At 36.9% G+C, this 17,600-nt stretch carries 17 protein-coding genes and 2 pseudogenes; 12 read left to right on the forward strand and 7 right to left on the reverse strand.

Translation table 11 applies throughout. The annotated features are described in order from the left end of the window. Together ACESM9_RS04850 and ACESM9_RS04855 are read right to left on the reverse strand one after the other, a co-directional pair. A pseudogene (locus ACESM9_RS04850) lies at positions 1-413 on the reverse strand (amidase domain-containing protein); the annotation flags it as partial. Positions 414-511: 98 nt separating this feature from the next. Then, complete coding sequence (locus ACESM9_RS04855) at positions 512-1,453, reverse strand: M15 family metallopeptidase (RefSeq protein ID WP_372995858.1); 942 nt, start codon at positions 1,451-1,453, stop codon at positions 512-514. A gap of 250 nt (positions 1,454-1,703) precedes the next feature. On the opposite strand from ACESM9_RS04855, the gene ACESM9_RS04860 reads away from it, so the two are divergent. Continuing rightward, on the forward strand, positions 1,704-3,179 hold the full coding sequence (locus ACESM9_RS04860) for an amidase family protein (RefSeq protein ID WP_372995860.1): 1,476 nt from the start codon (positions 1,704-1,706) through the stop codon (positions 3,177-3,179). A gap of 77 nt (positions 3,180-3,256) precedes the next feature. Here ACESM9_RS04860 and ACESM9_RS04865 read toward each other — a convergent pair whose 3' ends face one another. Together ACESM9_RS04865 and ACESM9_RS04870 are read right to left on the reverse strand one after the other, a co-directional pair. Further along, a complete protein-coding gene (locus tag ACESM9_RS04865) occupies positions 3,257-3,754 on the reverse strand; it encodes a GAF domain-containing protein (protein ID WP_372995862.1) in 498 nt (165 codons plus the stop codon). Between the two features lie 14 nt (positions 3,755-3,768). Next, on the reverse strand, positions 3,769-4,449 hold the full coding sequence (locus tag ACESM9_RS04870) for an MBL fold metallo-hydrolase (RefSeq protein ID WP_372995864.1): 681 nt from the start codon (positions 4,447-4,449) through the stop codon (positions 3,769-3,771). A gap of 163 nt (positions 4,450-4,612) precedes the next feature. On the opposite strand from ACESM9_RS04870, the gene ACESM9_RS04875 reads away from it, so the two are divergent. Then, the gene (locus ACESM9_RS04875; RefSeq protein ID WP_372995866.1) at positions 4,613-4,981 is read left to right on the forward strand and encodes a VOC family protein; all 369 of its coding nucleotides are present in this window, start codon (positions 4,613-4,615) and stop codon (positions 4,979-4,981) included. A 64-nt stretch (positions 4,982-5,045) separates the two neighbouring features. Here the strand turns inward: ACESM9_RS04875 and ACESM9_RS04880 are convergent, their stop codons facing one another. Then, positions 5,046-6,236 carry a coenzyme F420-0:L-glutamate ligase gene (locus tag ACESM9_RS04880; RefSeq protein WP_372995868.1) on the reverse strand — a complete coding sequence of 397 codons (1,191 nt, stop codon included), beginning with the start codon at positions 6,234-6,236 and terminating at the stop codon, positions 5,046-5,048. A 120-nt stretch (positions 6,237-6,356) separates the two neighbouring features. Between ACESM9_RS04880 and ACESM9_RS04885 the strand changes: the two genes are divergently transcribed. The 3 genes from ACESM9_RS04885 (at position 6,357) to ACESM9_RS04895 (ending at position 8,341) form a co-directional block, all read left to right on the forward strand. Next, positions 6,357-7,241 (forward strand): LysR family transcriptional regulator, encoded by an 885-nt coding sequence (locus ACESM9_RS04885; RefSeq protein ID WP_372995870.1) that lies wholly within the window; start codon positions 6,357-6,359, stop codon positions 7,239-7,241. Between the two features lie 77 nt (positions 7,242-7,318). Next, positions 7,319-7,522, forward strand: coding sequence for a cold-shock protein (locus ACESM9_RS04890; protein ID WP_372995872.1), 204 nt, complete (start codon positions 7,319-7,321; stop codon positions 7,520-7,522). Between the two features lie 66 nt (positions 7,523-7,588). Continuing rightward, a complete protein-coding gene (locus tag ACESM9_RS04895) occupies positions 7,589-8,341 on the forward strand; it encodes an exodeoxyribonuclease III (protein WP_372995874.1) in 753 nt (250 codons plus the stop codon). A 21-nt stretch (positions 8,342-8,362) separates the two neighbouring features. Here the strand turns inward: ACESM9_RS04895 and ACESM9_RS04900 are convergent, their stop codons facing one another. Together ACESM9_RS04900 and ACESM9_RS04905 are read right to left on the reverse strand one after the other, a co-directional pair. Continuing rightward, positions 8,363-9,478 (reverse strand): Ger(x)C family spore germination protein, encoded by a 1,116-nt coding sequence (locus tag ACESM9_RS04900; protein ID WP_372995876.1) that lies wholly within the window; start codon positions 9,476-9,478, stop codon positions 8,363-8,365. Then, a pseudogene (locus ACESM9_RS04905) lies at positions 9,475-10,983 on the reverse strand (spore germination protein). The gene ACESM9_RS04900 and the pseudogene ACESM9_RS04905 overlap by 4 nt, the downstream one beginning before the upstream one ends. Here ACESM9_RS04905 and ACESM9_RS04910 point away from each other — a divergent pair. The 7 genes from ACESM9_RS04910 (at position 10,960) to ACESM9_RS04940 (ending at position 17,597) form a co-directional block, all read left to right on the forward strand. Next, a complete protein-coding gene (locus ACESM9_RS04910; protein WP_372995878.1) occupies positions 10,960-12,048 on the forward strand; it encodes an endospore germination permease in 1,089 nt (362 codons plus the stop codon). The pseudogene ACESM9_RS04905 and the gene ACESM9_RS04910 sit on opposite strands and share 24 nt — an antisense overlap. Positions 12,049-12,186: 138 nt before the next feature. Next, positions 12,187-13,755, forward strand: a complete 1,569-nt coding sequence (locus ACESM9_RS04915; RefSeq protein WP_372995880.1) for an MASE3 domain-containing protein — start codon at positions 12,187-12,189, stop codon at positions 13,753-13,755. A 170-nt stretch (positions 13,756-13,925) separates the two neighbouring features. After that, entirely contained in the window at positions 13,926-14,612 is a 687-nt protein-coding gene (locus ACESM9_RS04920) for a phosphoribosylaminoimidazolesuccinocarboxamide synthase (RefSeq protein ID WP_372995882.1), read from the forward strand. A gap of 123 nt (positions 14,613-14,735) precedes the next feature. Continuing rightward, positions 14,736-15,329 (forward strand): 50S ribosomal protein L25, encoded by a 594-nt coding sequence (locus tag ACESM9_RS04925; protein ID WP_372995884.1) that lies wholly within the window; start codon positions 14,736-14,738, stop codon positions 15,327-15,329. A gap of 116 nt (positions 15,330-15,445) precedes the next feature. Beyond that, positions 15,446-15,628, forward strand: coding sequence for a DUF6954 family protein (locus ACESM9_RS04930; protein ID WP_372995916.1), 183 nt, complete (start codon positions 15,446-15,448; stop codon positions 15,626-15,628). Between the two features lie 20 nt (positions 15,629-15,648). Beyond that, positions 15,649-16,341, forward strand: coding sequence for a 23S rRNA pseudouridine(2604) synthase RluF (gene rluF, locus ACESM9_RS04935; protein ID WP_372995886.1), 693 nt, complete (start codon positions 15,649-15,651; stop codon positions 16,339-16,341). A gap of 65 nt (positions 16,342-16,406) precedes the next feature. Continuing rightward, positions 16,407-17,597, forward strand: a complete 1,191-nt coding sequence (locus ACESM9_RS04940) for a DUF438 domain-containing protein (protein WP_372995888.1) — start codon at positions 16,407-16,409, stop codon at positions 17,595-17,597. The last annotated feature ends 3 nt before the right edge of the window (positions 17,598-17,600 follow it).

Raw genomic sequence — 17,600 nt, forward strand, 5'->3', positions numbered from 1 at the left:
TCGTAAACATATTTATATTCGGTATTGCATAGCAGATTAACAGATACACGTTCTTCATCATTTTTTACATTTTTGATTACTACCTTTGGGTTTATTTCCGTGAATTTAACCCCTTGTTTTTGTTCCCAGTTGTGGATGTATTTCAGCTTCCTTACTTCATACTCATAGGCCCAACGGCCATATTTGGAATCAACAGCATATAAAGCTTCTATGGATTCCAAATCACTTCCTATAATTGCTCTATTTCTTAATTGAAATATGAGCTCTACATAATCTTTGATTTCATCGTTAGAATTGAATACATTATAAATGGGCTCTCTGTATAAAAATAGCAATGTCAGCAGAAGAAGAGCCATAATCATAGCCAATCTCGTTCTAGTTTCGTCATTCATTTTGGTTTTTGGGGACATCATATAACAATGCTCCTTTGCCATATGTTATAATATTTTCAATAGTTAAATATATAGCAATTCTCATAATAAAATTACTAAAACTATTGAAAATTAATAAATTATCTTATAACTTCGTTGATGCGCTTTATATATTTCATTGCCAGAGCATTGTCCATGGGTGCACCTTCATACCAAAGAGCCTCAGTATTGTTTTTATCTCCAAAATAGGAAGCCATCATGATTATTTCAGGTCTATATTCGAAATGAAGTATATCAAAATGTCCCCATTTACCACCCCAAATAAAGTTGTTCTTCTCGAATATTTCAACTATTTCACGAGGATAAGACTCCAGTCTTTTCTGACCTTCGTCTCTTGATGCCCATTGCCAATAGTCTCTTTTGTCCCGAGCCAGATCAATGGCTATACCAAAAGCGTGAGGGCTTAAACGATTTGTTCCTGCTATATATCGGTGATTAAATGTGCCGCCATAGGGTATTAAACAAACCCGGATATCATGTCTGCTTTGTGCCAAGGGTATGAGCTCATCCATAACAGATTTTAATGAAGCTGAGGCATTATTGTTTTTATTAAACTGAAGATATCCGTAATAGGTTTTCACATTATCCAAATTTGATTTTACCTGTTGACTGCTGCCTCCGTATACTTCATTAAGCAAAGCATATACTCTGGATCTGCCCGGATCAAAGTCCATATCCATAAGCCTATCTATGGCGCCAAGAGGATAGATAGGCTCCATCATATCCTGAAGATCCGGATTAGATATAATTTCCTCCTGACTTTTTGCCCTTTTGTCATCATAGAGAATTCTAGCCCCTGATTTCATTATAAGATATACATGACCATTTTTAGAATGCTCCAAGTCGACTGCATGCTCAGGATATGCCATCATAAGGCAAAAAAGATGCTGCTTCATTCGTATTTTATATACTCTTTCAGTGGATATGATAAAAGTTCTCAGATTTTCAATGTCTACTATATTAAAGACTGAAAGCGTGATAAAACAGAATACAAGAACAATTCTTATTACTATTTTCTTCAAGGTTCTGCCTCCTAAACAATCTATATAAAGCTTATTATTCCATAGTACTCACTATATATTTCACATGTTATTAATAATCAAGTGTGATATTATAATTATGTCTATTGTAGAAATATGACAAAAATCATTGAGTGATAGCAATAGTTTTTGTTGTTTAATTATGATTCTCTTAACCATATCATAATGTATAATTAAGGTAGAATGATACAAGCAGCAAATAAGCAAAGTTCTATGAGAGGAGGAGGTAACCATGGATAGCAATAGCAAAGGATTTTGCCTGGAGGAAGCCACAATTGCATCGGTCCATGAAGCAATAAAGCAAGGACAATTGACCTGTCGTAGATTGATAGAGATGTATATGGAAAGAATCGAAGCCTATGATAAGAAAGGACCTAAATTAAACTCGGTGATAATGGTAAATCCAAAGGCTTTGGAGATCGCCGACAGTCTGGATGAGCAGTATAAAACTTCTGGATTTACAGGTCCTTTGCATGGGATACCTGTGCTTTTGAAGGACAATGTAGATACAGGAGACATGCCTACCACTGCCGGTTCCTTGAGCTTGGAAGATATGATTCCGGAAGATGATGCCTTTATTGTTAAAAGACTGAAAGAAGCAGGGGCTATTATATTGGCAAAGGTAAATCTTCATGAATTTGCCGTTTGGGGTGAGACAGCCAGCTCAATATTGGGTCAAACCTTGAATCCTTACGATTTGACAAGGACTCCGGGAGGCTCCAGTGGAGGTACAGGAGCAGCGGTTGCTGCTAATTTTGGAATTATAGGAATAGGTACAGATACCATCAATTCTGTGAGATCACCTGCTTCAGCATGCAGCTTGGTAGGTCTGAGACCTACTATAGGACTGGTCAGCAGGGATGGAATAGTACCCTATTCGCTCACCCAGGATACTGCTGGTCCAATCATGCGTACAGTAGAAGATGCAGCCAGAGTGTTGGATGTGATTGCAGGGTATGATGAGAAGGATCCTATCACAGCCTGGTCTGTCGGGAAAATACCCGAAATCTATAGCATGTTCCTCAAAAAGGACGGATTGAAAGGGAAGAGGATTGGTATATTAAAGAGCTTCTTTGGCAAGGAAGAAATACACAGAGAAGTTAATGAAGCTATGGATAAAAGCCTAAAAGCTATGGAGACAGCCGGGGCCATATTGATACCTATTGAAGAATATATAGACGGAGATAAGCTGGTAAAAGAAGTAAGTGTCCATCTATTTGATTTAAAGGCTCATCTCAGCAGCTACCTGAAGGATTTGGGACCAAGGGCCAAGGTTCACTCTCTTTCGGATGTAATAGCATCAGGAAAATATCACAAGGGTATAGAGGATAATATTAAATATGCTGAAACACTGGATATAAACTCAGTGGAATATAAAGAGCGGATTATGAAGAAAATAGAGTTGCGAAATACTGTAATGAGTATCATGGCTAAATATGCCTTGGATGCCATAGTATATCCCCATCAGAAGCGACCTGTTGTAAAGGCTGGAGAACCACAAGTGGAGAGAAACGGCGTATTGGGAGCAGTTACAGGCTTCCCTTCCTGTGTAGTACCTGCTGGCTTTACAGAGCCCACTGATAAGGCACCAATAGGAGTTCCAGTTGGAATGGAGATACTGTGCAGAGAATGGGATGAACCAACTTTAATAGAAATTGCCTATGGTTTTGAACAATTAACCCGCTATAGAAAACCCCCCGTTCTTTAGAAACATTGATAAGCATTGGGGACGGTTCTTTTTGCTTCAGTTCGGAAGCAAAAAGAACCGTCCCCAATGCTTCTAGTCTATACTTTTTCCCAATCAATATACTTATTAAGTTTTTCAACAAACTTTTCCAGATATTTTGCTTCAAGCTCTGTAAATCTGCTTAACTCGGGGCTGTCTAAATCCAGCACACCATATACTGTATCATTTTTGATTATGGGTACTACTATTTCTGAATTGGAAGCGCTATCGCAGGCTATATGGCCTGGAAACTCATGTACATTAGGAACTACCTGCGTCTTTCGAGTAGAGGCAGCAGTACCGCAGACACCGGAACCAAGCTTTATTCTATTGCAGGCAGGCAAACCCTGGAAGGGACCCAAGACCAGTTCATCATTTCTCATTATGTAAAACCCTGACCAATTCAGTCTATCCATTACAGCTTTTATTATTGCAGATGCATTGGACAGATTAGCTAATACATCCTCTTCCGAGGATAACTGTCCTTCCAGTAAAACCAGCATGTATTGTAGTTTTTGTTCTTCATTCATTTTTTCTATTCCTTCGAGTTTAAACATACAATGACTCCTCCTTATAAATATATTTCCTGACCTTTAGCTGAGATTTCAACAACCTTTGTAGGATAATTCTTGACCTTCTCCATGAAAGATTTAATTGTTCCATAATCATCACCAAAATGCATGGGAACAAAAAATTCAGGTTTTATCTCCTTTATAAAATATTCTCCTCCCAGGCAATAATTGTGCCTTAACCTAGGGTCAACAGGGAAAAAGGCAATATCAATCTTTTTTCCATTGAGCTTATGTATTTCTCTTTTAAATGCTTCCTCCATAACTCGTATTTCCTCCGGTGTATCGTCCCACCAATACCACCAGTTCAAATCCCCTGCATGAAAAAGAGTTAAATTGTCCACATTAACAAGAAAGGATACTCCAAGATCAGTTGAACCTAGGGTTTTTATGCTCATATCATAAATGCTTATTTCCTCATCGGGAGATACAAAACATATACTCTCATCAGGTTCTTTAACTTGGATATCACTGCTGAATATGTATTTCATGTTTTCCTTTTTATTTTTCCACTTTAGTATACCAGGATTATAATGATCCGGATGGCTATGGGAAACCAATACAATAGTATCTTTATGGTTGAGTTTTGGAGAACCCTTGTAGCAATCAAAAATCAAGTGATGATTTTCGGTTTCAACTGAAAAACCGCTGTTATACAAGTATTGAACCTTAATATTTTTCATAAACATACCACCTTTTAGCTGATGAATATAATATATATTATACCAAATGCTGTATATACTAAGTATTATTATTAACTATTTTTTGGTATAATAATAAGGTATTATCAATGAGCTGGGCTAATAAGAAGGCTTGCAGCTACATAACGATGAAAGGAGTTTTTATATGAAATTCAAATTTGAACATAACAATATAAATGTGCTGGACTTGGAAAGGAGCATCGCCTTTTATAAAGCGGCATTAGGACTTGAAGAAGTAAAAAGAAAAGAACATAAAGATGGAGATTTTATTCTTGTGTTCATGGGTGATGGAATTACTGAGCACCAGTTGGAGCTTACATGGCTTAGGGATAGGAAAGAACCCTATGACTTGGGAGACAATGAATCACATATTGCTTTCAGAGTAGACGATTTTGAGGCAGCATATGAGCATCACAAGGAAATGGGCTGGATCTGCTATGAGAATAAGGAAATGGGCATATATTTCATAGAAGATCCGGATGGATATTGGATAGAGATTCTGCCAACAAAATAGGCAAAAAAATAGTGGACGGTTCTTAATCAACCGTCCACTATTTTTATATATTAGAAAGTCTTTTTTATTTAGTATAGTTATCGAAATAGCCTTGGATATATACTACCGGTGTTCCTTTGTCCCCGCTGCCGGAGGTCAAATCGCAAAGAGAGCCAATAAGGTCTGTAAGCCTTCTTGGAGTAGTACCCTGAGTTTCCATCTTGCCTTTTAAATCAGTTTCCTTATTCTTAATATATTCAGATATGGCATTTCGAAGCTCTTCACCCTTTAGATGGGCAAAGTAGTTGTCTGCTATATACTTGAGTTTGATTTCATTGGGTGTTCCTTCCAGTCCTGCTGTATAGCCCGGAGATACTACCGGATCCGCCAGCTCCCAAATCTTACCTACAGGGTCTTTGAAGGCTCCATCTCCATATACCATGACTTCTATAGTTTTGCCAGTTTTCTCGAAAAGCTGCTTTTGTATTTTGTCCACCAAAGTCTGGCAATCCCTCGGGAAAAGCTTTATGCTGTCCTCAGTGGCTTTATTTGAGCCCAGCAATCCATATAATTCATTGTATCCACTGCCATCTATGGGTGTTGTCAATATATCCTCAAGACCGTAGACTTTTTCTCCTCCATTAGCATGGAGAAGCCTTTTGGTCCTTTTTCTTGTATGGATATCACAGACTAATACACTTTTTGTATAATCCAATATGGTTTTTGGGTCATTGGAGAAAATTATCTCACATTCAATACCATATTCTTCAACAATGGATTTGTAGTATTCTATATAATCTACTCCTGTAAAAGTATGCTTATTATAACCGAAATAATTTCTGAATTCCTTTTCTGTCAATACATCAGTCCAGGGATTTACTCCCTTCACATCCAGCACATCTATATCTACCAAATGATTGCCTACCTCGTCGGAAGGGTAGCTGAACATTATCACTATTTTCTTCGCTCCCTTTGCTATGCCTTTTAAGCATATGGCGAAACGATTTCTGCTTAAAATGGGAAATATAACTCCGATTGTATCGTCAGCGAATTTACCACTGATATCCTTTGCAATGGCATCGATGCTTGCATAGTTACCCTGAGCTCTGGCTACCACAGATTCGGTTATGGCCACCACATCCTTATCATATATGGAAAAGCCTTCTGATTCCGAGGCCTTCAACACAGTGTCGACAACGATTGAAGGTATATCGTCGCCCTGCATTATAATGGGCGTGCGCAGGCCCCTAACTACAGTACCAACCATTCTTTCCATTCCAACATCTCCTCATAATTCTCTTTTTGGGTTTAATATGCATTTCCCTCTTGTACTATATACTATCATATGATATAAGTAAAATAAATATCCTTTATAACGGGTATAAGAGGAGGTTATATGGTGGTAAAACTTGAATTATATAGGGTTTTTTGTGAGGTGGCAAAGCAAAAAAGCCTCTCAAAGGCTGCGTCTTCCCTTTATATGACCCAGCCTGCCGTCAGCCAGTCAATAGCACAATTGGAAAGAGAATTGGGACTTAGGCTTTTTACAAGGACTTCCAAAGGTGTTATACTGACTAATGAAGGAAAGCTGCTGTTTGAGTATGCAAATTCAGCCATTAACCTTATAAACAAAGGTGAAGAAAAGCTTGAGGAATGGAAAAATTTAACAGCAGGGGAATTGAAAATCGGAGTAGGAGATACCATCTCCAGGTATTTTTTACTGCCTTATTTGGAAAAATTTCATAAGTTATATTCAAATATAAAATTGAAAATAATGAATAAGACCACATTGGAGCTTTGTGCATTGGTTAAATCCGGAGAAATAGACATTGCAATATGCAACTTGCCCATAGAAGAGCCAGCACTGGAGATCATAAAAATTATGGATATACATGACATATTCGTATGTGGTAATGTATACAAGGAAAAACTCTCCGCTGCATTAAGCCTGAAGGAACTGAGCAATCTTCCTCTAATACTATTGGAGCCTAAATCCAATTCAAGGAGATATGTGGAAAAGTTTTTCTTATCTAAAGGCATAAGCATAAAACCGGAAATTGAGCTGGGTTCCCACGACCTGCTGCTTGAATTTGCCAGGATAAACCTGGGTGTATCCTGTGTAATCAGGGAGTTTTCCCAGGAATATCTGAAAAAAAAGGAACTTTTTGAAATAAAACTCAATGAAAATATACCAGAAAGAAGCATAGGTATATGCTTTTTAAAAAGCGTGTCACTGTCGCCTACATCAGAAAGGTTTGTCCAAATATTAGGAAAATCTTGATATGTAGATGGCACATTTTTTTTAGCGGACGTGGTATAATAACATTACAAAGCGTTTTAATAATAGGAGGACAATTTATGAAAGAAGGAACAGTTAAGTGGTTTAATTCTGAGAAAGGTTATGGTTTTATAGAAGTTGAAGGCGAAAAGGACGTTTTCGTTCATTATAAAGCTATACAAGGCAATGAAGCCCATAAGAATCTTGAAGAAGGGCAAAAAGTTCAATTTGAAGTGGAGCAAGGACCTAAAGGGCCTCAGGCAGCAAATGTTGTTAAACTATAATAAGCAAGCAAAAGGGGCTGTGGCAAATACTGCAACAGCCCATAATTATTTAATAGGAGGTTTTTTATGAAGCTGATTTCATGGAATGTAAACGGTCTCAGGGCATGTGTAGGTAAAGGTTTTCTGGAGTATTTCAAGGAAGTAGATGCAGATATTTTCTGTATTCAGGAGACAAAGCTGCAGCAAGGGCAAATAGAATTGGAACTGCCTGGTTATGAGCAGTATTGGAATTATGCAGAGAAAAAAGGCTATTCAGGTACTGCAGTGTTTACCAAGATAAAACCTGTAAGCGTTAAGTATGGCATAGGAATGGACGAGCATGACCAGGAAGGCAGGGTCATAACATTGGAGTATGAAGATTTCTACCTGGTCAATGCATACATACCCAATTCCCAGAGAGAACTGGCAAGATTGGATTATAGGATGAAATGGGAAGATGATTTCAGGGAATATCTGATGGAGCTTGATAAAGTAAAGCCTATAGTGTATTGTGGCGATTTGAATGTGGCTCACAAGGAAATAGATTTGAAAAATCCCAAGTCCAACAGAAGAAATGCAGGATTTACCGATGAAGAAAGAGAAAAGATGACAAAGCTTTTGGATTCAGGCTTTGTGGATTCCTTCCGATATTTCTATCCTGATAAAGAGGATGCGTATACCTGGTGGTCCTATATGGGCAACGCCAGAGCCAAGAATGTGGGATGGAGAATCGACTATTTCATAGTATCAGCGAGATTGAAGGATAGGATGAAGGATGCAGAGATTCATTCCCATGTAATGGGAAGTGACCACTGCCCAGTAGTGTTGGAGCTTTTGTAAGGAACGCATTTATGCGTTCCTTTAATAATAATTTGTTATATCTGAGCTACCATCTATTTTTACATTTGCAATTACCTTCACCTTTACTTTGTCAAGAAAATCTTCTGTGGCAAGTTCCGGGTATTTCTTTTCTATAGCTGCTTTCAGGTTAAACACATCTATGCCCTGCTCCTTGAACTTCCTAAAAAGTTCCATACAGCCTTCTTCCACAATTTTTTCAACCTCGGCTTCTATGGCTTCTCTGATAGCATTTTCCTGAAGATTTATACCACCTTCAGATCCAGCAAAGCTGGCTCTTACATTAACTGTTCTTATTACATGGATGGTTTTACCGTCATAATATATTTTTCCCTTTGTTTTGCTGCTTTCGCTTTCTAATATTACATGCTTGCCAGGTTTTTCGGGGTTTGTTACATTAATGGTTCCTTTGTGCTTTAGTCCTTGAAAATGTCTATAAAATCTGCCTTCCTCAAGGCTCATCTTTCCTACCATTTTATCATCCTGTATGACAGCCAGGCCTTTAATATCTATTCCCTGATAGCTTGGATTTTGATGAAGACCAATCATGTTTATAACATTAATTTTACTTCCCAAGCTCTTATTCAGCATAAACTCACCAAAGGTGGTTTCACTGGTATTGGCAAGAGCTTTTTCGTTCTGCATAAGAAGATTGAGAAATATGCCTACAAATTTATCTTCCTCCATTTCAATTTTTATTAACTCTTCAAGTGGGCAGCAAGCAATGAAAATATGCTGTCTGATTAAAGACTCCTGATCTCGTAAAAGGAAATCCAGGTAATCATCCATACCTTTCATGGCAGCTTTTTCACTGAATAAAATGGCTCTATTCATAACAAAGGATATGGGATATCTTGAATTCAAGTTCATGTTTCTTATAGCCTGGAAGATGGTTTTGCCTTTATTCATAAAGGTGACCGCTTCTTCTTTTCCTTGTAATTCCCCAGCTTTCCTGCCTGCAACAAAAACCTCTCCATATGCTACAACATTATCATCTTCATCCACATCTATTCCAAAAGCAGTAAGGAAAAACATTCTGTTTACATCCTTATAATTATAACAACTAGTGAGAATTAGGGTACTTGCCAGTATAATAAAGCAGATAAATCTTTTTTTCATTCAGCATCATCCTTGATAAAAATATTATGGCTGATTTCATCAAAGTCCCCTCTGAATATGATGTCTTTATACTTAAAGGTATTAAGGGTACCCAAAGGGTATAGATAGGGATAACCACAGCTTGTAAGGCTAGAGAGATGAGAACAAAGCAGTATAAAAGCGATATAAAACCCTGGAAGACCCAGCAAACCTGAAAACAGGATTATAATTATATTCCAATAAAATATGGAAACAGATAGTGTGGGCACCAAAAAGGAGGCAATGGAGGTGAGAGCTACTATCATAATGGTTATTTGAGAAGCAAAGCCTGAGCCAACAGCAGCATCACCTAGTATCAAAGCTCCTACAATGCTTAGAGTTTGTCCTATAGGCTGTGGAAGTCTTATACCCGCTTCCCTCAGAAGCTGGAAGAATATGAGCATCAATATTACCTCAACTATTAAAGGAAACGGAACTCCGGACCTGGAAGCTGCCATGTTGAATAGTAATATATAAGGCACCAGGTTAAAATGATAAGCAAAGAGAGATATATAAATACCAGGCAGCAATGTAGAGCTAAGGAAAGCACCCCACCGTAAAAGGACACCAAAAGGAGAAACATATTTATTTAAAGTGTAGTCATCGGCAGTATGGAAATTCTCAATGAAGAAATAGGGGGCTGTTATGCATAAGGGTGTCCCGTCAACAAAAATTGCTACTCTTCCTTCTCCCAGCTTGGCGGCAGCAACATCAGGTTTTTCTGTAAAACCTAAGGTATTAAAGGAACTTTTGGTGACTGTCAGTTTTTCTTGAATTATATTTGCATATATGACATAATCCATACTAATATCATCGATTCTTTTGGTGATAAATTTCACTACATCATCAGGTGCGCTGCCTTCTATATAGGCTATTACAACCTTAGTCTTAGATTTTTTTCCTACTGTAGTACTTACCAGTTTTAAATTTGGGTCCTTTATTCTTCTTTTCACAGCAGAAATATTATCCTGCAAAATTTCATTGAATCCTTCTCTGGGTCCTTTAAAAACACCGCCTGTAGGAGGGATATCCAGAGACCTTTTAGCATAACCGGGGGCAGATCAATAAATAACTTCATCCAAAAAATCAAATATAAGAACCACAGCCCCAGAAAGTATATGATTTACAGCTTCGTCAAGAGACTTGATACTGCCTATGGTAGCTGAAGTAATGACCTCTTTTTCCAGAGTTTCCAGGTCAGTAATGATTTTATCTTTGTTTAAAATGGGAGAAATCACGAATTCACTTATGAATTGAATATTGACCATGGTATCATCGTATATTATTTCCACATTGCCTTCATGGATTTCTAAACTTCTGTATATGATTGAATAATTGTTGTTTAGTTTTTGTTTTATTGAAGATACAGTAACTGCACTCATATATATCACCCAACATATTTTTTGCATGAAAAGGTATAATATGCACAAATTAAAATAAATAACAGTCATGTGAGGTAATGTATGGATAAAATAAACACAAAGCATTTTGCTTTTCTTCTTTTAGCTACAGGTATTGTATCCCTAAAAACCTATCCCGGAGTGTTTATGAGAGATGCAGGCAGAGATAGTTGGATTGCTGTAACTGTTGCATCTGTGCTAATATTTGCCTTTTATATTTTTATAATCAGCACATGTAAAAAGACTGAGGTATATAACATGCGCGAGATATATGAGAAGGCTGTAGGGAAGAGATTGGGAGATATATTCATAGCATTGTTTATTGTGAACTTATTTGCAACTCTTATTGAATGTGTGTCTGCAGAAGCTAATTCCATGCATACCAACATGCTACTGGAGACCCCAACATGGTATTTGATGATATTTTTTGTATTTCCGATAATATATACAATACGAAAGGAAATCGTATCTATCATTACAGTTACAGTCATAGGCATCATTCTCATAATGATGGCGGGAATAAATCTAGGAATTCTTACTGCCAGATACAAAGACTGGAGCTTGCTTTTTCCTATATTCAAGGATGGGCTGAAATTCAATTTTTTTGTGGCTTTAGCTAAAATACTGGGGTTGTATGGCAGTGTATCCATAACCCTTCCCTATCTCATCAGAGTGAGAAATAGGAAGAGTATAATAAAGCATGTTATTATAGCATTGCTCATAATAATTCAAATGGAGATTGTGTCTACAACTGGAGTTATAACTACTTTCGGTACTGTTTTAGCCAATACTATGCCTTATCCCAAGCTTATTCAGACTCAGCAGGTGAGCTATTTCAGATTTCTGGAATTTGGTGAACTATATGTAATGCTGCAGATACTTGGGGGTTGGATGCTGAAATATCTAATATCCTTTTATGCTATGCTTAGTCTTTTAAAGGGATTTGGGTTGAAAAGGAAGCATCTTATATGGATTACATATATAGTGAGCTTAGCTGCATATATATCATCATATTTTATAGCTGATAACCTGTTCAGGCTGTTTACATTTTTCAATATATACTCCTATTTATTCTTATTTAACTTTATAATCATTCCCCTTATCATGTTTACAATTTTTGCACTCAAACAATCTTCATCAACACAAAATTAGAAAAATATAACTATTTTATTAGAGGAATTATGCTTTTTTTCTAGAATATATAAACTCATACTATATTTGTATACAAGTTATTAGATGAGTATGAAATTAAGTATACATAGATATATAGTTTTTATGGAGATGGATTATATGAATAGAAATAAAGTGCTGTCTTATCATTATCTTAAGGTGCTTGCCATTGATTTTGTAATATCAATCATTCTATATTTTGCTTTATGGAAAGTCAATGTCTATGCTGTTCATAGTATATTGGAAAGCTTATGCTTATTTATTGCTGCTGCTATATTCTTGATAGTATGGAATACTGCAAATGAAATACCTGATAAAAAGCCTTTCTTGGGTTTTGCCATACTACCTATCCTTATTTTTGATGCCTTTCATGTATATCTTTTTGCAGTCCCCATAGATTCAGGCATACAATCCTCAGACTTTGCTATTAAATTCTGGATATTGGCACGTTTGACAGAAGTCATTGTATTATACATTGTGTCCTTAAGCATCCCTATAATCAAAACTAGCAAATGGATTTATCTTGCTACAGCTATAGCGATACCTTTTGCTATAGCTGTATTGATGATCGAGTATCCAGATATATTGCCGGATTTGCTTACTGAATCAGGATTGACATCGGTGCAAAAAGTTGCAGAAATTGCAGTAGTATTCATTGCATTTCTGAGTTTGCTTAATATAAAAAAAGAAATGCACAACGAGTTTGTAAAGACCTACAGGTATCTACTGATGGTTCCACTCATAATCATTGCTTCCCAAATAATGTTCATAATTCCTAACTCGCCTTCTTCAATTAGCTGGATATATGGACATGTATTAAAGATAACCTATTATTATTACTTATACAAAGAGGTATTTGTCAGCTATGTAAAATACCCTTATAAAATGATGGAGGATAAAAACAAAAAGCTTCAGGAAGCATATCATCAATTGGAACTAAACAGGCAGGAGGAAGAAAGGAAGCATAGTTTATTGATCCAGCAGGAAAAACTTGCTCTCCTTGGTCAAATGGGAGCAGGCATAGTACATGAAACCAGAAATTATTTAACCACAATAAAGGGCAGTTGTCAGCTCATGGAGGTCATGACTAAGGAATCAAATTTATTAAAGCATGTAAAAAAAATTAACAAGAGCATAGATGAGATTGATAGTATAATAAGCAGATTTTTGTATATGTCCAAGCAAAGGGATACAGAGTTTGAGGAAGTATCTATATGCGATTTGGTTCAATCAGTAGAAAGTCTGATAATGAGTACATCTTTTATGAAAAAGATAGATATTACATTTGAAACTTCTAAGGAGGAAAGATATTTACTCTGTGATGAAGGTCAGATAAATCAAGTTGTTTTAAATCTATGCAAAAATGCTGTTGAAGCGATGGAAGACACGGCAGATCCAAGATTGGAAATAGAAACAGGTTTTAATGAAGAAAAGAACGAGATGTACATAAGGGTTACTGATAACGGTAAAGGTATATCTGCTGAGGAACTTGAAAAAATAGGCAATGCCTTCTATACCACAAAAAAAACAGGAACAGGTTTGGGGCTATATGTATGCAAACAAATTGTAAAAGAACATGGGGGAAGAATTGAGGTAGTAAGTAAGCCTGGAAAAGGAGCAAGCTTTATCGTGTGGCTGCCTTGCATTGATGAAGAACCACCAGAAGAAATTGCGAACGATGCAAGTTAAAACATAAAACATGAAGAATATAATAAAAATGTCTGTAATATTAATAATAAAGGCTTATAGTGGACATAATATATTCTAATATCAGAATGACAAAAATAATATTTAATTAAATGTTCGTGTATAGTATAATAGGCTAAAGATTATAAATTCTATAAAAGGAGATATGAGGCATGAAGCTTGTTTATAAAGGAAAGACCAAGGATGTATATTTATTGGAAGACGGTAACTATATGTTGAAGTTTAAGGATGATATGACAGGAGAGAATGGAGTGTTTGATCCAGGCTCAAACACTGTAGGTCTGACTATGGAAGGAGCTGGTAGGGCAGGACTCAGGCTTACAAAAATGTTTTTTGAAATATTAAGGGACAAAGGTATACCTACCCACTATATAGATGCGGACATTGACGCCGCAACTATGACGGTTAAACCGGCTACATTATTTGGCAATGGATTGGAAGTAATATGCAGATACAGGGCAGTTGGAAGCTTCTTGCGCAGATATGGCATGTATGCCAAAGAAGGTCAGCCGCTAGATGCATTTGTGGAAGTTACATTGAAGGACGATGCTCGACAGGATCCTCCAATTACTGAAGACGCCCTTGATATGCTTGGTATTCTCACCCATGATGAATATAAGATACTGAAAGATCTGACAAAGAAGATTGCAGCAATTGTAAAGGATGAGCTAGAGAAAAAAGGTATGGACCTTTATGATATCAAATTTGAGTTTGGAAGAATAGGTGAAGATAATCATATAGCATTGATAGATGAAATATCCGGAGGAAACATGAGGGCCTTTAAGGACGGGAAGCAGGTAGAACCTCTGGAGCTGGAAAAGCTGATGTTGGAGCAATAGAGATCAGCAAATCAGGGAGCTTACTTTGGCCTAATTGGTTTATTAATGTAAACTATGGTATAATCGAATACAAGCTCGAAGCTTTATATCACTCGTATAAATATTTGAAAAGGAGGAGTTTATATGGGAATAGTTAAGCTAGAGGCTTTTAATCGAGATCAGAAAGGTTACAAGGTAAGAAAGGAGAATTTTGTACCAGGTGTCATCTATGGCAAAGGCATAGATCCAATCACAGTAAAGTTCAAAAAGCAGGATGTGGATAAAATAATCAAAGACTTTGGCAGTAGAACCAAGCTGACAGTAGTATTAAACGAAAAGGAAAGCTTCGGGTTTATAAGGGACACTGAAAGGGACAGCATTTCGGGAGAGTTGATTCACATGGATATCCAAGTGGTTAACGAAGAGTCGGAGGTAACTCGTAATGTGCCTTTAGTTTTCAAAGGTACAGATACATTGGCATATAAAAAGTTGATACTCCAAAGCCAGACTGATGAAATTCTGCTTAGAGGAAAGGCAAAGCTTATACCGGATACAATTGAAATCGATGTAAGTGATGCTAAGAATGGGGATAATATAATGTTGACAGACATTAATCTGCCCGAAGGTGTGGTATGTATAAGTGCAGATGATGCCCCTATAGCAGTATTTACACAAATTAAGACACAAGAGGCAGATGAAGCTGCTGAATCTGAAGAACAAGCCAATACAACAGCATAGACAAAAGTATTTAATACAATAAATTGTGATATAATAAAAAGGGGTTATCTTATAAGATAGCCCCTTTTAGAACTATTCATTTTGAAAGGAAAGCAGCCATGGAAAAGAAATCACCCATGTATTATTTTATCTATACCATTTTCATCGTAAGCTTTATTCTCATAACCTTCTTTGGGATAGGTCCTGTACTTTTCGCTGATGGAACAATGAGAGAGCGGATATTGACAGCCATTATTGTTTTGATTATATATTTTGTATGGGGATTTTTGCTAATTAAGTGGAAAAAACATTATAAATAACAGGTTTGGAAGGTAATAGAATGAGAATTAATAAGTACATAGCAGAAAGCGGCGCTTGCTCAAGGAGACAAGCAGATAAGCTGATAGAAGAAAAAAGGGTTACTATAAACGGCAAAGTATGCGAATTAGGTACTGTTGTTGAGCCTGGAGATGTGGTATCCATAGATGGCAAACCTATAAAAGCAAGGGGTAAAAAGAAAGTATATATAGCTTTAAACAAACCGGTAGGCATAGAAAGCACCACAGATAGACGAGTCCAGGAAAATATTGTGGACTTTGTAGGCCATCCCGAGAGAATATTTCCCATAGGAAGGCTTGACAAGGATTCGGAGGGCCTTATTCTTATGACCAACGACGGAGATATAGTCAACAAGATTTTGAGAGCAGAGAATAATCATGAAAAGGAATATATAGTGACAGTAAACAAGCCTATAACAGATGACTTTCTCAAGGGAATGTCTGAGGGAGTAGAGATATTGGGAAGAAGGACAAAGCCCTGTAAGGTATATCCAATAGATAAGACCACATTTCGCATAATACTGACTCAGGGATTGAACAGGCAGATAAGAAGGATGTGTGAGGTATTTGGCTACAGGGTGCTGAAGCTAAAGAGGATTCGTATAATGAATATAAGACTTGGATTGTTGAAAACAGGCCACTGGAGAAATATAACTCCTAAAGAACTTGATGAATTAAAGCGACTGCTTAAATAGGGACAATGGGGACGGTTATTTTTGTCCCCTTTTTAGGTATAATAATATTTGAAAGGAGGAGACCAATGGAGGTAAATGCTCAAAGGGTAGAAAGATTAACTGAATATGTAAAAGGTGTATTGGAAAGAAAAGATGGCACCATGCTTTACAATGAATATAAGGAAGATGTGCAAAAGGTTACTCCCCAGGAAACATTTCAAATATTCTACAACCAGCTTCAAAGAGGCATTGAAGCTAAGGAAATACTGAAGATATTGGATAAGGTCATACATGTTTTTAATAAATCCTTAATCCAATATGAATGTAAGAAGCCAGAAAAGGACAGCTTTCTGGATACATTGATGGAGGAAAATGAAGCCCTTGAGGATAAACTATCTGCCATAAAGGAGATAATTAAGAAAAAAGATTTTAAGAACAACAAAGATGAGTTATTGAAGAGGATTCAAGAGCTTCAGCAATTTGATGATCATTACCTGAAGAAAGAGAACATACTTTTTCCATATATGGAGAAAAAGATGGAAAAGTTCGAAGGGCTTTCCATCATGTGGGCCCTCCATGATGAAGCAAGGGCCTCTTTGAAGAAACTGATATACATACTTAAATCCGAGGAACCCAGTGAAACTGATTTCAACCCAGAGATAGGGAATTTATTTTTCATTTTATACGGTCTTGTTTATAAAGAAAGATATATTTTATTTCCCTCAGCCATGGAAGTCATTGATGATAAAGAATGGGAGGATATGAAAAAACAAAGCTTTGAGTATGGCTTCCCCTTTATTGAAAGGCCTCCTATAGATAAGGATGATATGTTGAAAGAAGAGGATAAATTGGTGAGGCAGGGACAGGAGTTGGTGATGAAGACAGAAACAGGAGAGTTAAGCTTTCAGCAGGCTCTTATGATATTCAATGCACTTCCTGTAGATTTGACATACGTAGATGAAAACAACAAGGTGAGATTTTTTACAAAGCCTAAGGACAGGATATTCCCCAGATCTCCTGCTGCCATAGGCAGGGATGTAAAGAACTGCCATCCGCCCCAGAGCGTTCATGTAGTAGAAAAAATAATTGATGAATTCAGAAAAGGTCATAAGGATTCAGCAACTTTCTGGATTCAGATGAAAGAAAGAACAATCCTTATACAGTATTTCGCACTGAGGGATTCAGAAGGGCAATACAAAGGAGTACTTGAAGTGAGCCAGGATATAACGGAGATTAAAAAAATAGAAGGGGAGAAGAGGCTTTTGGAGTGGCAGTAACTG

The organism is Lutispora sp. (assembly GCF_041687175.1).
In the GTDB taxonomy this organism is placed as follows: Bacteria; Bacillota; Clostridia; order Lutisporales; family Lutisporaceae; genus Lutispora.

Excerpts from the sequence above, each read along its gene's own strand:
- ACESM9_RS04860 (WP_372995860.1), top strand. The coding sequence starts at position 1,704 with ATGGATAGCAATAGCAAAGGATTTTGCCTGGAGGAAGCCACAATTGCA.
- ACESM9_RS04865 (WP_372995862.1), bottom strand. The coding sequence starts at position 3,754 with ATGTTTAAACTCGAAGGAATAGAAAAAATGAATGAAGAACAAAAACTA.
- ACESM9_RS04870 (WP_372995864.1), bottom strand. The coding sequence starts at position 4,449 with ATGAAAAATATTAAGGTTCAATACTTGTATAACAGCGGTTTTTCAGTT.
- ACESM9_RS04875 (WP_372995866.1), top strand. The coding sequence starts at position 4,613 with ATGAAATTCAAATTTGAACATAACAATATAAATGTGCTGGACTTGGAA.
- ACESM9_RS04880 (WP_372995868.1), bottom strand. The coding sequence starts at position 6,236 with ATGGAAAGAATGGTTGGTACTGTAGTTAGGGGCCTGCGCACGCCCATT.
- ACESM9_RS04885 (WP_372995870.1), top strand. The coding sequence starts at position 6,357 with ATGGTGGTAAAACTTGAATTATATAGGGTTTTTTGTGAGGTGGCAAAG.
- ACESM9_RS04890 (WP_372995872.1), top strand. The coding sequence starts at position 7,319 with ATGAAAGAAGGAACAGTTAAGTGGTTTAATTCTGAGAAAGGTTATGGT.
- ACESM9_RS04895 (WP_372995874.1), top strand. The coding sequence starts at position 7,589 with ATGAAGCTGATTTCATGGAATGTAAACGGTCTCAGGGCATGTGTAGGT.
- ACESM9_RS04900 (WP_372995876.1), bottom strand. The coding sequence starts at position 9,478 with ATGAAAAAAAGATTTATCTGCTTTATTATACTGGCAAGTACCCTAATT.
- ACESM9_RS04910 (WP_372995878.1), top strand. The coding sequence starts at position 10,960 with ATGGATAAAATAAACACAAAGCATTTTGCTTTTCTTCTTTTAGCTACA.
- ACESM9_RS04915 (WP_372995880.1), top strand. The coding sequence starts at position 12,187 with ATGAATAGAAATAAAGTGCTGTCTTATCATTATCTTAAGGTGCTTGCC.
- ACESM9_RS04920 (WP_372995882.1), top strand. The coding sequence starts at position 13,926 with ATGAAGCTTGTTTATAAAGGAAAGACCAAGGATGTATATTTATTGGAA.
- ACESM9_RS04925 (WP_372995884.1), top strand. The coding sequence starts at position 14,736 with ATGGGAATAGTTAAGCTAGAGGCTTTTAATCGAGATCAGAAAGGTTAC.
- ACESM9_RS04930 (WP_372995916.1), top strand. The coding sequence starts at position 15,446 with ATGTATTATTTTATCTATACCATTTTCATCGTAAGCTTTATTCTCATA.
- rluF (WP_372995886.1), top strand. The coding sequence starts at position 15,649 with ATGAGAATTAATAAGTACATAGCAGAAAGCGGCGCTTGCTCAAGGAGA.
- ACESM9_RS04940 (WP_372995888.1), top strand. The coding sequence starts at position 16,407 with ATGGAGGTAAATGCTCAAAGGGTAGAAAGATTAACTGAATATGTAAAA.